This is a genomic window from Streptomyces roseoviridis (assembly GCF_039535235.1).
Lineage (GTDB): Bacteria > Actinomycetota > Actinomycetes > Streptomycetales > Streptomycetaceae > Streptomyces > Streptomyces roseoviridis.
In genome coordinates, this window is sequence record NZ_BAAAWU010000001.1 from 1,620,273 (window position 1) to 1,633,139 (window position 12,867).

General features: G+C 74.5%; 11 protein-coding genes. 8 read left to right on the plus strand and 3 right to left on the minus strand.

Going from position 1 to position 12,867, the window contains the following annotated elements; genetic code table 11:
* The first annotated feature begins 3 nt into the window (after positions 1-3).
* Together ABD954_RS07380 and ABD954_RS07385 are read left to right on the plus strand one after the other, a co-directional pair.
* Positions 4-1,047: a TIGR04222 domain-containing membrane protein gene (locus tag ABD954_RS07380; protein WP_345484981.1), complete on the plus strand. Its 1,044-nt coding sequence runs from the start codon at positions 4-6 to the stop codon at positions 1,045-1,047.
* Positions 1,048-1,190: 143 nt separating this feature from the next.
* Complete coding sequence (locus ABD954_RS07385; protein ID WP_345492018.1) at positions 1,191-2,897, plus strand: alpha/beta hydrolase; 1,707 nt, start codon at positions 1,191-1,193, stop codon at positions 2,895-2,897.
* Between the two features lie 58 nt (positions 2,898-2,955).
* Here ABD954_RS07385 and hemQ read toward each other — a convergent pair whose 3' ends face one another.
* Both hemQ and hemG read right to left on the minus strand, forming a co-directional pair.
* Complete coding sequence (gene hemQ, locus ABD954_RS07390; protein WP_345484982.1) at positions 2,956-3,669, minus strand: hydrogen peroxide-dependent heme synthase; 714 nt, start codon at positions 3,667-3,669, stop codon at positions 2,956-2,958.
* Positions 3,670-3,686: 17 nt separating this feature from the next.
* Positions 3,687-5,222 (minus strand): protoporphyrinogen oxidase, encoded by a 1,536-nt coding sequence (gene hemG / locus ABD954_RS07395; protein WP_345484983.1) that lies wholly within the window; start codon positions 5,220-5,222, stop codon positions 3,687-3,689.
* A gap of 138 nt (positions 5,223-5,360) precedes the next feature.
* Between hemG and ABD954_RS07400 the strand changes: the two genes are divergently transcribed.
* The 3 genes from ABD954_RS07400 to ABD954_RS07410 all read left to right on the plus strand — a co-directional run bounded on the left by ABD954_RS07400 (position 5,361) and on the right by ABD954_RS07410 (position 8,518).
* The gene (locus tag ABD954_RS07400; RefSeq protein ID WP_345484984.1) at positions 5,361-6,407 is read left to right on the plus strand and encodes a DUF4349 domain-containing protein; all 1,047 of its coding nucleotides are present in this window, start codon (positions 5,361-5,363) and stop codon (positions 6,405-6,407) included.
* Positions 6,408-6,586: 179 nt separating this feature from the next.
* Positions 6,587-7,960, plus strand: a complete 1,374-nt coding sequence (locus ABD954_RS07405) for an FAD-dependent oxidoreductase (RefSeq protein ID WP_345484985.1) — start codon at positions 6,587-6,589, stop codon at positions 7,958-7,960.
* A gap of 66 nt (positions 7,961-8,026) precedes the next feature.
* On the plus strand, positions 8,027-8,518 hold the full coding sequence (locus tag ABD954_RS07410) for a hypothetical protein (RefSeq protein ID WP_345484986.1): 492 nt from the start codon (positions 8,027-8,029) through the stop codon (positions 8,516-8,518).
* Between the two features lie 37 nt (positions 8,519-8,555).
* Here ABD954_RS07410 and hemE read toward each other — a convergent pair whose 3' ends face one another.
* On the minus strand, positions 8,556-9,632 hold the full coding sequence (hemE, locus tag ABD954_RS07415) for a uroporphyrinogen decarboxylase (RefSeq protein WP_345484987.1): 1,077 nt from the start codon (positions 9,630-9,632) through the stop codon (positions 8,556-8,558).
* A gap of 91 nt (positions 9,633-9,723) precedes the next feature.
* Here hemE and ABD954_RS07420 point away from each other — a divergent pair, with 91 nt between their 5' ends.
* The 3 genes from ABD954_RS07420 (at position 9,724) to ABD954_RS07430 (ending at position 12,843) form a co-directional block, all read left to right on the plus strand.
* On the plus strand, positions 9,724-10,452 hold the full coding sequence (locus tag ABD954_RS07420; protein ID WP_345484988.1) for a DUF3000 domain-containing protein: 729 nt from the start codon (positions 9,724-9,726) through the stop codon (positions 10,450-10,452).
* A gap of 251 nt (positions 10,453-10,703) precedes the next feature.
* Positions 10,704-11,369 carry a response regulator transcription factor gene (locus ABD954_RS07425; protein ID WP_015037008.1) on the plus strand — a complete coding sequence of 222 codons (666 nt, stop codon included), beginning with the start codon at positions 10,704-10,706 and terminating at the stop codon, positions 11,367-11,369.
* A gap of 190 nt (positions 11,370-11,559) precedes the next feature.
* Positions 11,560-12,843 carry a ribonuclease D gene (locus tag ABD954_RS07430; protein ID WP_345484989.1) on the plus strand — a complete coding sequence of 428 codons (1,284 nt, stop codon included), beginning with the start codon at positions 11,560-11,562 and terminating at the stop codon, positions 12,841-12,843.
* The last annotated feature ends 24 nt before the right edge of the window (positions 12,844-12,867 follow it).

A 12,867-nucleotide genomic window follows, 5' to 3' on the forward strand; every position in this document is an offset into this window, starting at 1 on the left:
ACCGTGAACACGCTCGCGTTCTTCTTCTACGTGGTCGGCGGCGCCGGCATGGCGGTGCTGTTCGTCAAGCGCAACGGGGCCGGGCGCGGTCCGGGCGGGCCGGTGCAGGACCCGTACGAGGCGGCGTTCCTGAACGGCGGTCCGGCCCGGGTCGTCGACACCGCGCTCACCGCCCTGATCTGGGACGGCCGTGTGGCGGTGGGCGGTCCCGGGATCGTGCGGGTGCTGCGGCCGACCGCGCACGACCCGGTCGAGCGGGCCGTGCTCCAGGAGCTGGCGGCAGCCCCGCACGGCGCCCTGGCTCCGCTGCGGTTCGCCGTGATGCGGCACCCCGCGGTGCAGGAGATCGGCGACGGGCTCGCCGCCCGGGGGCTGATCATGGACCCCCGGGCCCGGCGGTCCGCGCTGACCTGGAGCACGGTCCTGGGGATCCTGGCCATGCTGGCGGTGCCGGTCTCGCTGATCCTCACGGTGGCGGACCTGATGGGGTCGGGCCCGCGGCTGCCGTTCATCCTGAAGGTGCTGCCGGTGATCGTCGGTCTCATCGTGGCGACGGTGCTGTGCGCCTCGGCCGCGAAGCGCCGGGTGACTCCTGCCGGGCAGGCGGCCGTTTCGGCGTACGCCTCGGCGCACGGGCATCTGCCGCACGGCGGAATGCCGGTGGCCCTGTACGGGCTGCGCGCGCTGCCGGACCCGGTCCTGCGGGAGCAGTTGGCGACGGCGGCCCGGACGCCCCTGCCGTCCCCGGTCCGCCGGTTCTCCCGCTCGCACCCCTCCCACTCGGCGGATGACGCCACCGTGCTGCCGGTCCTGTGGTGCGCGGCCCCGGCCGGGGGCACGGGGGGCGGCTGCGGGGGCGGGAGTTCCTGCTCCGGCGGGAGCTCGTGCTCGGGTGGCGGGAGTTCGTGCTCGGGTGGTGGGAGTTCGTGCTCCGGGGGTGGGAGTTCGTGCTCCTCGGGCTCCTCCAGCTCGTGCTCGTCCTCGTCCGGCGGCAGCTCGTGCTCGTCCTCGTCCAGCAGCAGCTCCTGCTCGTCCAGCAGTTCCTGACGCGACCGCCCCGGCCCGAGCGGCGTGCCGCCTTTCGGGGACATGACAGCCGACACCCCTCGTGGATCCTTTACTTCCGCGCCCCCGGCCCGAACGATCCCTTTGTCGCCCGCCCGCCTCCGTGGCTACGAAGGGAAGCGCCGATGAAGTCCGTCGCGCTGATGCTGTCCGCCTCACTGACCGCCCTCCTCACTCCGGCCCTCGCACCGGCCCTCGGCCCGGCCGCCGACGCCGCGCCCCGGCTCGACGCACCGCCTGCCGAGAGCCGGGGCGTCCAGGCCGCCGCGCGGGCCGCGGCGGCCCGCGGCATCCGGTTCGGGCCGTGCCCGGCGGCCGAGAGGCTGCCGGCGCCGGTGGAGTGCGGCACCGTACGCGTCCCGCTCGACTACGCGCGCCCCGACGGCACCCTCGTCCCGCTCACCGTCAGCCGGGTGCGGGCCTCCGGCCCGGCGGCCGGACGGCAGGGCGCGCTCGTCTACAACCCGGGCGGCCCGGGCGCGTCGTCCACCCCCTTCCCGCTCGTGGCCGCGCTCCCCGTCTGGAAGCGGATCGCCGCCGCGTACGACCTGGTCGGCTACGCCCCGCGCGGGGTCGGCCGCTCCGCGCCGGTCTCCTGCCAGGACCCGGCCGACCGGGTCACCGGGCCGACGCTCGCGCCGACGATCCCGTCGGAGGTCTACAAGAAGGAGCGGATCGCCCGCGCCAGGACCTACGCGCAGGGCTGCGCGACCCGCACCGGCTCCGCGCTGCGGCACTACCACTCGCTCAACAACGCGCGCGACCTCGAGGTGCTGCGGGCGGCCCTCGGCGAGCCGCGGCTGACCTACATGGGAGCCTCGTACGGCACGTACTTCGGCGCCCTGTACGCGACGCTCTTCCCGCACCGGGTGCGCCGCATGGTCTTCGACTCGCCCGTCAACCCGGCGCCCGAGCGCGTCTGGTACGTCAACAACCTCGACCAGTCGCTCGCCTTCGAGCGCCGCTGGGCCGACTTCCGCACCTGGGCGGCGAAGCACCACGCGGTGTACGGGCTCGGCACGACGGCCGCCGAGGTGGGCGCGCACTACGAGAAGGTGCGCGTGGAGCTGGCCGCGTCGCCCGCGGGCGGCCGGGTCGGCCCGGGGCAGCTGCACGGGGCGATGCTCCAGGCGCTGTACGACGACCGGTTCTGGGCGGCGCGGGCGGGCGCCCTCGGCGCGTACCTCGAAGGTGACCCGAAACCGCTGATCGCCCAGGCCGCACCGGCCGCGCCGGCCCGCAGCGGAGAGCCGGCGGCGGTCGACCCCGGGAACGGGGCCGCGGTGTACACGGCGGTGGAGTGCAACGACGCCCCCTGGCCGGAGGACTTCGCCCTGTGGGACCGGGACAACACCCGGCTCGCCAGGCAGGCACCGTTCGAGACCTGGGACAACGTGTGGGCCAATCTGCCCTGCGCCTACTGGAAGGCGCCCCGCCAGAAGCCGATGGACGTGCGGACCGGTCCGGGAGTGCTGCCGCCGGTGCTGATCCTGGCGGCGGAGCGGGACGCGGCGGCTCCGTACGAAGGGGCGCGCGAACTGCAGCGGAGGCTGGCGGGCGCGGCGCTCGTGACGGAGCGGGACGCCGGGACGCACGGCATCGGGGGCGGAGTGAACGCCTGTGTGAACGGCCATCTGGAGCGCTATCTGCTCACGGGGGCCGTGCCGCCCGCCGGGAAGCCGCAGGCGGGGGAAGGGACGCCGGTGCGGCGCGCGTCGTGCGCGCCGCACCCGGAGCCGGACCCGGTGTCGCTGGAGCGGCAGGCGGAGTTCCGCAGGCCGTCTGATCTTCCGGGTCAAGGGGTCGCCGCCCGGCTGGGCGCCGGGCGGTGACCGGGTCGGGAGTACCGGTGCCGGTGAAGGAGCCGGTACCGGTGCCGGTGCCCGGCCGTCAGGCCAGGCCCGCCACCAGGTCGGCGACGCTCTTGCGGCGGCCGGTGTAGAACGGCACCTCCTCGCGGACGTGCATCCGCGCCTCGGAGCCGCGCAGGTGGCGCATGAGGTCGACGATCCGGTGGAGCTCGTCGGCCTCGAAGGCCAGGATCCACTCGTAGTCGCCGAGCGAGAAGGAGGCGACCGTGTTGGCGCGCACGTCCGGGAAGCCGCGGGCCATCTTGCCGTGGTCGGCGAGCATCCGGCGGCGGTCCTCGTCCGGCAGCAGGTACCAGTCGTAGGAGCGCACGAAGGGGTAGACCGAGACGTAGTCGCGCGGGGTCTCGTCGGCCAGGAAGGCCGGGATGTGCGACTTGTTGAACTCGGCGGGGCGGTGCAGCGCCATGTTCGACCAGACCGGCTCCAGAGCGCGGCCCAGCCTGGTGCGCCGGAAGAGGTTGTACGCCTCCTGGAGCTCGTCGCTCGTCTCGGCGTGCCACCAGATCATGACGTCGGCGTCGGCGCGCAGACCGGAGAGGTCGTACGTGCCCCGGATCGTGATGTCCTTGGCCGCGAGCTGGTCGAACAGCTCCTGGACCTCGTCGGCGTAGCCGCCGCGGTCGGCGGGCAGGACGTCGCGCAGCTTGAACACGGACCACAGGGTGTAGCGGATGACCTCGTTGAGGTCCTTCGCCTTCTTACCGGCGTTCGGGATCTTTTCGGGCGCACTCATACGCCTATTCTCGCCCGTCACGGACAGTGCCCCGTACCCGGGTCGGCCGTTCTCGACGTGGCGATGATCTCGTTCGGCGTGTCGGCGAGCTCGGCGAGGATCTCGTCGGCGGCCCGGCGGCCCGAGGCGACGCACGCGGGGATGCCGACGCCCTGGTACGCGGCGCCCGCGAGGCGCAGTGCGGGCAGGCCGGTGACGGCGGCGCGGATGCGCTCGACGCGGGCGAGGTGACCGACCGGGTACTGCGGGAGTCCGCCGTTCCAGCGGGTCACGACGGAGGCGACGGGCCGGGCGGTCAGTCCGGTGGCGGCGGACAGGTCCTTGAGGGAGACGTCGACGAGGTGGGCGTCGTCGCGGCGCAGCTGCTCCTCCTCGCCGCGGCGGCCGGCGGACGTGCGCAGCACGAGGAGATCGGGGGCCGCGTCGGCGACCCAGCTCCACTTCTGGCTGGAGAAGGTGGCGGCCTTGATCGTGTGGCCGTCGACGGGCGGGACGAGGAACCCGGAGCCGGGCAGGGCGGGAAGGCCCGTGTCCGTCAGGTCGGAGCGGCGGAAGGCGAGGGTGACGAGGGCCATGGAGGCGTAGCGGATCTCCGCCAGCTCGTCGGCGGCGGCCGGGGCGTGGGCGGCGAGGAGGCCGGCGGTGACGTCGGCCGGGGTGGCGAGGACCACGGCGTCGGCGTCGAGGACCCGCTGGCGGGTCGCGACCCGCCAGCGGCCGTCGCCGCCGCGGAGCAGGGCACCCGCCCGGGTCCCGGTGAGGATCTCGCCGCCGGCGGCGCGGACGGCGTCGGCGACGGCGCCGGGCAGGGTGCCGATGCCGCCGCGGAGGCCGGCGAAGGCGGCGCCGCCGAGGCCGGTGGCGGCGCCCGCCGCGTCGGCCGGGGTCGCGGCACCGGCCCGCTGGACGGCGCGGACGGCGTCGGCGAGCGTGGGGTGGCGGCGGGCGGCCTCGAAGAGGGCGGGCACGGCGGCCTTCATGGAGATGCGGTAGGCGTCGCCGGCGTAGACGCCGCCGAGGAGGGGTTCGACGAGCCGGTCGACGACCTCGTGGCCCATGCGTTCGGCGACGTACGCGCCGATGGCGATGTCGTCGCCGATGTCGGTCGGCGGGAGTTCGCGGTCGCGGTCGATCCGGCGCAGGGCCTCGTCGGACAGCAGCCCGGCGACGGCGGAGGCGTCGCCGGGGACGCCCATGACGTGGCCCTTCGGCATGGGGACCAGCTGGCCCCGGGACCACACGGAGGCGGTGGTGGTGGCGGGGGCCTGGAGCCGGTCGCCGAGGCCGACGGCCTCGGCGAGGGCGATGGCCTCGGGGCGGCGGGCGAGCAGGGACTCGGCGCCGAGGTCGACGGGGGCGCCGGCGATCTCCCCGGCGAGGAGCTTGCCGCCGACCCGCTCGTCCCCTTCCAGGAGGGTGACCCGCGCGCCGGCCGTGACGAGCCGGTGGGCGGCGGCGAGTCCGGCGATGCCGCCGCCCACCACGACGACGTGCGGTCCGTTCCCGGTCGTGGGCCGGCCGTCCGTGGGCTGCGGGTTCGTGGGGCCGTTCATGGGACCACTCTCTCAAATCGCCCGCCCGCGTCCGTTCCGAGGCCCGACCGTGACCGCTTCGCTACCGCCGGACCGAAACCCGCTCCCCCTCTCCTCGCGTCCAAGCGGCACGACACATCACCGCCTTGGGGGGTTCGGATGTACAGAACGCGTACGGCGAGAACGCGTACGGCGGGGAGGCGCACGGCGGGGACGCGCACGGCCGCGGCGGCGCTGCTGCTGTCGGCCGCGCTCGTGCTGACGGGGTGCGGCGCCGGGGACGGCCGTTCGGCCGCGGACGGCAAGGGAAGCGGGTACGCGGCGAAACCGGCGGGTTCGGGTGCGCCCGAGGGCGCGGCGGACGGCGCCCCGGGCCCGGAGCGAGCCCCCGAGCGGACGCCCGGGAGCCAGAACCGGCCGGCCCCGCAGCACGTCATCCGTACCGCCGAACTGTCCGTCGAGGTCAAGGACGCGACGAAGGCGCTGGCCTCGGCGCGCCGGGTCACGGCGGCCGCGGGCGGCCACGTCGAGAACGAGACGACGGAGCGGACGGACGGCACTCACATCAGCTCCCGGATCGTGCTCCGCGTCCCCCAGGAGCGCTACGACTCCGTCCTCGCCGAACTGGCGGGCGCGGGCAAGCTGCTGTCCCGCACGGCGAACGCCAAGGACGTCACCGAGCAGGTGGTGGACGTGGAGAGCCGGATCGCCACCCAGCGGGCGAGCGTGGCGCGGGTGCGGGCCCTGATGGACAAGGCCACGCAGCTGAGCGACGTGGTCACCCTGGAAGGGGAACTGAGCCGCCGTCAGGCCGACCTGGAGTCGCTGCTCGCCCAGCGGGCCTCGCTGAAGGACCGCACCTCGCTGGCCACGATCACCCTCCACCTCACCGAGCCGGAGGCCGCACCGGCCGCCGGGGCCGACGACCGGCCCGGCTTCCTGGACGCGCTGGCCGGCGGCTGGGGCGCCCTGGTGGGCGCCGCCGCGTGGGTCCTGATCGTGCTCGCCGCGCTGGCCCCGTGGCTGGCGACGGCGGCGGTGCTGTACGTGGGGTGGCGCCGGCTGGTCCGGCCGCTGTGGCTGCGGCGGCGGCCGGAGCCGAACCCGGGTCCGGGACCTGGGACGGGGCCGGTGAGGGCCGACCCGGCCGATGCGCCCGCCACTCCCAGGGCCCCTGACGGCGCCCCCCTGAACCCCGGCGAGTGAGCCGAAGGGGTGCGGCCGGGGGAACAGTGACGAACGCGCGCAGCCTCCCGAGGAACGAGGGAGGCGAGCACGTACGGCGCTGTGAGTCCGGCTCGAGCACCCCGGAGGAGAACCGAGCCACGAAAATACGAGTCCGGCTCGAGCACCCCGGAGGAGAACCGAGCCACGAAAATAGGGACATGAGCGAACGACTGGTGGTCATCGGTGGCGACGCGGCGGGCATGGCGGCCGCGTCGCAGGCACGCAGGCTCAAGGGGCCCGGGGAGCTGGAGATCGTCGCCTTCGAGCGGGGGCGGTTCAGCTCCTACTCGGCCTGCGGCATTCCGTACTGGGTCGGCGGCGATGTCGGCTCCCTGGAGGAGCTGATCGCCCGGAGCCCGGAGGAGCACCGGGCCCGGGACATCGATCTGCGGATGAGGACCGAGGTGACCGGGATAGACCTGGACCGGCAGCGGGTGCGGGCCCGGGATCTGGAGTCGGGCGAGGAGTCCTGGACGGGCTTCGACAAGCTGGTGATCGCGACGGGCGCCCGGCCGCAGCGCCCGCCGCTGCCGGGCATCGACGCGCCGGGTGTGCACGGGGTGCAGACGCTGGGAGACGGGCAGGCCCTGCTGGACAGCCTGGAGCGGGCGGAGGGCCGGCGGGCGGTGGTGGTCGGCGCCGGGTACATCGGTGTGGAGATGGCGGAGGCGCTGCTCGGCCGGGGCTTCGAGGTGACGGTCCTGAACCGGGGTGAGCAGCCGATGGCGACGCTCGACCCGGACATGGGGCGTCTGGTGCACCGGGCGATGGACGGTCTGGGGATCACGACGGTCGGCTCGGCTGAGGTGACGAAGATCCTCACGGGCGAGGACGGCCGGGTGCGGGCGGTGGTCACGGACGACGCCGAGTATCCGGCGGACGTGGTGGTGCTCGGCATGGGCGTGGAGCCGGAGACCTCGCTGGCGCGGGCGGCGGGGCTGCCGCTCGGCGCGTACGGGGGTCTGCTGACCGATCTGTCGATGCGGGTGCGCGGGTACGAGAACGTGTGGGCGGGCGGCGACTGCGTCGAGGTCCTGGATCTGGTGTCGGGGCGGGAGCGCCACGTGCCGTTGGGCACGCACGCCAACAAGCACGGGCAGGTGATCGGCGCGAACGTGGGCGGCGGTTACGCGACCTTTCCCGGGGTGGTGGGGACGGCGGTGTCGAAGGTCTGCGACCTGGAGATCGCCCGTACCGGGCTGCGCGAGAAGGACGCCCGGGCGGTGGGTCTGCGCTATGTGACGGTGACGGTGGAGTCGACCAGTCGTGCGGGCTACTACCCGGGGGCCGCGCCGATGACGGTGAAGATGCTGGCGGAGCGGCGGACCGGGCGGCTCCTCGGGGTGCAGATCGTGGGCCGGGAGGGCGCGGGGAAGCGGGTGGACATCGCGGCCGTGGCGCTGACGGCGGGGATGACGGTGGACACGATGGTGTCCCTCGACCTGGGCTATGCGCCGCCGTTCTCGCCGGTGTGGGACCCGGTGCTGGTGGCGGCGCGGAAGGCGGTGGCCGCCGTTCGGGCGGCGGGCTGACCCGGGCGGCGCAGCGACGCACGGTGACGGCTTGCACCTCGGTCGTCACCGTGTGCGACTGGTCACATGATCAGACACAGCATGCGCGCGCTCTGCGCGGCCGCTCTCGTCATCGCCCCGATCGCCCTGACGGCGACTCCCGCCCACGCCGTGACCTGTACCGTCAACGGCGCCACCGTCACCGCCGACGTCGTCATGGGCACGCCCGGCAACGACGTCATCCGCTGCGGTACGGTGCCCGACGGCCACCAGGTCAACGGCGTCGCGGGGAACGACAGCATCTCCGTCACCGGTGACGTCGCGGGCCTCGTGACCGGCGGTCCCGGCAGCGACCACATCACCGTCTCCGGCTCGCTGGACACGGGAACGGTGTCCGGGAACGACGCCTCCGACTACATCGCCGTGCAGGGGACGGTCGGTCCCGGCAGCGCCGTCACCGGTGGGCTGGGGAACGACATCCTCCGGGTGAACGTCAACAACGGCACCGTGGACGGGGCCGGCGGTTTCGATTCCTGCCGGGTCACCACGGGGGCGCCGCCCGTCAACTGCGAGTACTGAGCCCGTCCCCGCACGCGGGCGGCCGCACCCCGAGGGGTCAGACGGCCGTCCGCGTGTGAACGTGCTCCACCAGGCGGGTCAGCGCGTCCGGGTCGGTCGTCGGCAGCACCCCGTGACCGAGGTTGAAGACGTGCCCCTCCAGGCCCTTCGCGGCGGCCAGGACCTCGTCCGTCTTGGCCTCCACGGCCTCCCGCGAGGAGAACAGCACGGCCGGGTCGAGGTTGCCCTGGAGCGCCTTGCCGGGGCCGACGCGGCGGGCGGCCTCGTCGAGCGGGACGCGCCAGTCGACGCCCACCACGTCGGCGCCCGCCTCGCCCATGAGGCCGAGCAGCTCGCCCGTACCGACGCCGAAGTGGATGCGCGGGACGCCGTACGAGGCGACCGCGTCGAACACCTTCGCGGAGGCCGGCATGACCGAGCGGCGGTAGTCGGCGGGGGCGAGGGCGCCGACCCAGGAGTCGAAGAGCTGCACCGCGGAGGCGCCGGCCTCGATCTGCACCTTGAGGAAGGCCGAGGTGATCTCGGCGAGGCGGTCGAGGAGGTCGGCCCACAGCTGCGGGTCGCCGTACATGAGCGCCTTGGTGTGCTCGTGGTTGCGGGACGGGCCGCCCTCGACGAGGTAGCTCGCGAGGGTGAACGGCGCGCCGGCGAATCCGATCAGGGGGGTGGCGCCCAGCTCGCCGGTGAGCATGCCGATGGCCTCGGTGACGTACGGGACGTCCTCGGGGGTCAGGTCGCGCAGCCGGGCCAGGTCGGCGCGGGTGCGGACGGGCCCGGCGACGACGGGGCCGACGCCGGGCTTGATGTCGAGGTCGATGCCGATGGCCTTCAGCGGGACGACGATGTCGCTGAAGAAGATCGCCGCGTCGACCTTGTGGCGGCGCACGGGCTGCAGGGTGATCTCGGTGACCAGCTCGGGGCGCATGCACGACTCGAGCATGGGGATGCCCTCGCGGACCTTCAGGTACTCGGGGAGGGACCGCCCGGCCTGCCGCATGAACCAGACGGGCGTGTGCGGCACGGGCTCGCGCCGGCACGCCTTCAGGAACGCGGAGTCGTAGGTCTGCGGCTGGTGCTTCGTCTGCTGGCCCTGAGGGCGATCGATGGCGCTCACGCCCAGAATCTTCGCATGTGGCGAGAAGCCGCTCACCCGGCCCGGGTGTCCCTCCCTGCGCAGGGGCCCCGTTCCGCCTACTCTTCCCGGCATGGCTGCGGCTCAGGGACATTTTTCCGATCATTCCGACGGCATTCGAGGGACGGGGAAGACGGCGGGCGACAGGGTGGACCCCACGGAGACGAATCCGGTACCTCCCGCCTTCCGGCGGGCGGTGGAGGGGCTGCGCGCGGTCCGGCTGCGGCCCGAGATCGAGGTGGATCCGACCCGGCCGCCGCAGCGGCTCGCCCCGTACGCGTACGCCCTGGAGGCGGCGGTCGTGGAGGGCGAGGAGGACCTGGCGGACGGGCGGCTCGTGCTGCTGCACGACCCGGCCGGACACGACGCCTGGAAGGGCACCTTCCGGCTGGTGACGCTGATCCGGGCGGAGCTGGAGCCGGAGATGGCCGCGGACCCGCTGCTGCCCGAGGTGTGCTGGTCCTGGCTGACCGGCGCCATGGAGGCGCGCGGCCTGGCGTACGGGGAGGCGAGCGGCACCGTCACGATGGCGGGCTCCCACTACTTCGGGGGACTGGCGGAGCGGCGTCCGGCGACGCAGATCGAGATCCGGGCCTCCTGGACGCCGCAGGAGGGTCTGGCCGGGGTGCCGGACACCGGGACGCACCTGGCGGCGTGGTGCGACCTGCTGTGCCAGGTGGCGGGGCTGCCGCCGTCGCCCGTGGATCCGGGGGCGGGTCCGGCGACCGGCCCGGGGGCGGGCTCGGCCTCGGGGGCGGGGGTCGTGCCGCTGCCCCAGCGGCGCGGGCCGCAGCAGCCCTGACCGTCGGGTGTCAGCGGGCGCGCGGGGGCGGACGTCGTTTTTCGGACACTTTCGGGCGCAGGGAGCATGAGGCTCGTACGATGATCGATCGCGCGTCCGAATTGCACCAATTGTTACTCACTAAATCGTGATCTTTCCCTAAAGGCGGGCGGCCCGGGTGCCGAAGGAGTCAGTGACCCCTTCACAGCACGGGTCCGCCCCCGGCTTCTTCCCCGAGCCGGCTCCGTCCCCCACCTTCCCCAGGAGGCCTGGTGTCCGTTCTCCTCGAGCAGCCCGCAAGCCTGGTCGCCTACCGCCCGAACAAGCCGACGGCCATGGTCGTCGTGGCCGACCCGCGCGTCCGTTCCACCGTCACCCGCCACCTGTGGGCGCTCGGCGTGCGCGACGTCATCGAGGCATCGTCCATCGCGGAGGCCCGTCCCCGCGTCGGCAACCCGCGCGACATCTGCGTGGCCGACGTCCACCTGCCCGACGGCAGCGGCCTGACCCTGCTGTCCGAGACCCGCGCCGCGGGCTGGCCCAACGGCCTCGCCCTCTCGGCGGCCGACGACATCGGCGCCGTGCGCAACGCCCTCGCCGGCGGCGTCAAGGGATACGTCGTCACCGGCACCCGCACCAACATCGGCCACCCGACCCGTCCCGGCGCCGCCCCCATCGGCGCCGCGGCCGCCCGCCTCGGCCACCGCCGCCCCCCGGGTGCCCCGAGCCACCCGGGCGGCTACCGCGAGCTCTCCGGCCGCGAGGTCGAGGTGCTGCGACTGGTGGCCGAAGGCCAGTCCAACAAGGCCATCGGCGTCTCGATGGGCCTCTCGGCACTCACCGTGAAGAGCCACCTGGCCCGCATCGCCCGCAAGCTGGGCACCGGCGACCGGGCCGGCATGGTCGCGGTGGCCCTGCGCACCGGGATCATCCACTGAGCCGCCCGGCCCCGGAAAGGGTGTGAGAACCGGCAGGCGCCTGTCGACGGAACGTTCCCTCTGAACCGGCCGGACCCATGGGTCCGGCCGGTTCGTTCTCCTGTTTCGACCGTTACAGGAGTTTCGACTGTTCCGCCTGTTCCGGCTGTTCCGTCGAGGGGGGCTTGCCATTCGCAGATACCCTTGACAGGTGACCGACGCCCAAGACACCGCGAGTGACACCGCACTGCGAACCACCGGGGGCGCCCCCTCGGACGACGACGTCCCTGCGCATGGGCTGCCGATCCCGCTGCTCGAACCCCGTGAGGGCATTCCGCCCGTCGTCGCGACCGAGGACGCGCTCGCCGAGGTGATCGCCGCCTTCGCCGCCGGAACCGGCCCCGTCGCCGTCGACGCCGAGCGCGCCTCCGGCTACCGCTACGGGCAGCGCGCCTATCTCGTCCAGCTCCGCCGGGAGGGCGCGGGGACCGCGCTGATCGACCCGGTGGGCTGTCCGGACCTGTCCGGCCTCGGCGAGGCGCTCGCCGGGGCCGAATGGATCCTGCACGCGGCGACCCAGGACCTGCCGTGCCTGCGGGACATAGGCATGGTGCCGACGCGGCTCTTCGACACCGAGCTCGCCGGGCGCCTGGCCGGCTTCCCGCGGGTCGGTCTCGGCGCGATGGTCGAGTCGGTGCTCGGCTACGCCCTGGAGAAGGGCCACTCCGCCGTCGACTGGTCGACCCGCCCGCTCCCCGAGCCCTGGCTGCGCTATGCCGCGCTCGACGTGGAGCTGCTGGTCGACCTGCGCGACGAGCTGGAGGAGGAGCTGGACCGCCAGGGCAAGCTGGAGTGGGCGCGCCAGGAGTTCGACGCCATCGCCTCGGCTCCCCCGGCGCCGCCGCGCAAGGACCCGTGGCGCCGTACGTCCGGCATGCACAAGGTGCGCCGGCGCCGGCAGATGGCGGTGGTGCGGGAGCTGTGGACGGCCCGCGACCGGGTGGCCCAGCGGCGTGACGTCTCCCCCGGCAAGGTGCTGAGCGACGCGGCGATCGTGGAGGCGGCCCTCGCGCTGCCGCCGAACGTGGGCGCGCTGTCCGCGCTGCCCGGCTTCGGGCAGCGGATGGGCCGGCGCCAGCTGGAGCAGTGGCAGGCGGCCGTGGACCGGGCGAAGGCCCTGCCGGACGCCGAGCTGCCGCAGCCGGGCCAGCCGGTGGCGGGCCCGCCGCCGCCGCGTGCCTGGGCGGACAAGGACCCGGCGGCCGCGGCCCGGCTCTCCGCGGCCCGCGCGGCGGTGTCGGCCCTCGCGGAGGAGCTGAACCTGCCGCAGGAGAACCTGATCACTCCCGACACGGTCCGCCGCGTCTGCTGGGAGCCGCCGTCCCCCGCCGACCCGGAGACGGTCGCGGCGGCGCTGACGGGCCACGGGGCGCGCCCGTGGCAGGTGGAGCTGGTGACTCCGCTGCTGGTGGGGGCGCTGACGGCCACGGCCTGACGGCCGGGCCCGTGACGTACGGGG

Bases quoted from the DNA above. Each gene is read 5' to 3' on its own strand.
- ABD954_RS07385 (WP_345492018.1), top strand. From the start codon at position 1,191: ATGAAGTCCGTCGCGCTGATGCTGTCCGCCTCACTGACCGCCCTCCTC.
- hemQ (WP_345484982.1), bottom strand. From the start codon at position 3,669: ATGAGTGCGCCCGAAAAGATCCCGAACGCCGGTAAGAAGGCGAAGGAC.
- hemG (WP_345484983.1), bottom strand. From the start codon at position 5,222: ATGAACGGCCCCACGAACCCGCAGCCCACGGACGGCCGGCCCACGACC.
- ABD954_RS07400 (WP_345484984.1), top strand. From the start codon at position 5,361: ATGTACAGAACGCGTACGGCGAGAACGCGTACGGCGGGGAGGCGCACG.
- ABD954_RS07405 (WP_345484985.1), top strand. From the start codon at position 6,587: ATGAGCGAACGACTGGTGGTCATCGGTGGCGACGCGGCGGGCATGGCG.
- ABD954_RS07410 (WP_345484986.1), top strand. From the start codon at position 8,027: ATGATCAGACACAGCATGCGCGCGCTCTGCGCGGCCGCTCTCGTCATC.
- ABD954_RS07420 (WP_345484988.1), top strand. From the start codon at position 9,724: ATGGCTGCGGCTCAGGGACATTTTTCCGATCATTCCGACGGCATTCGA.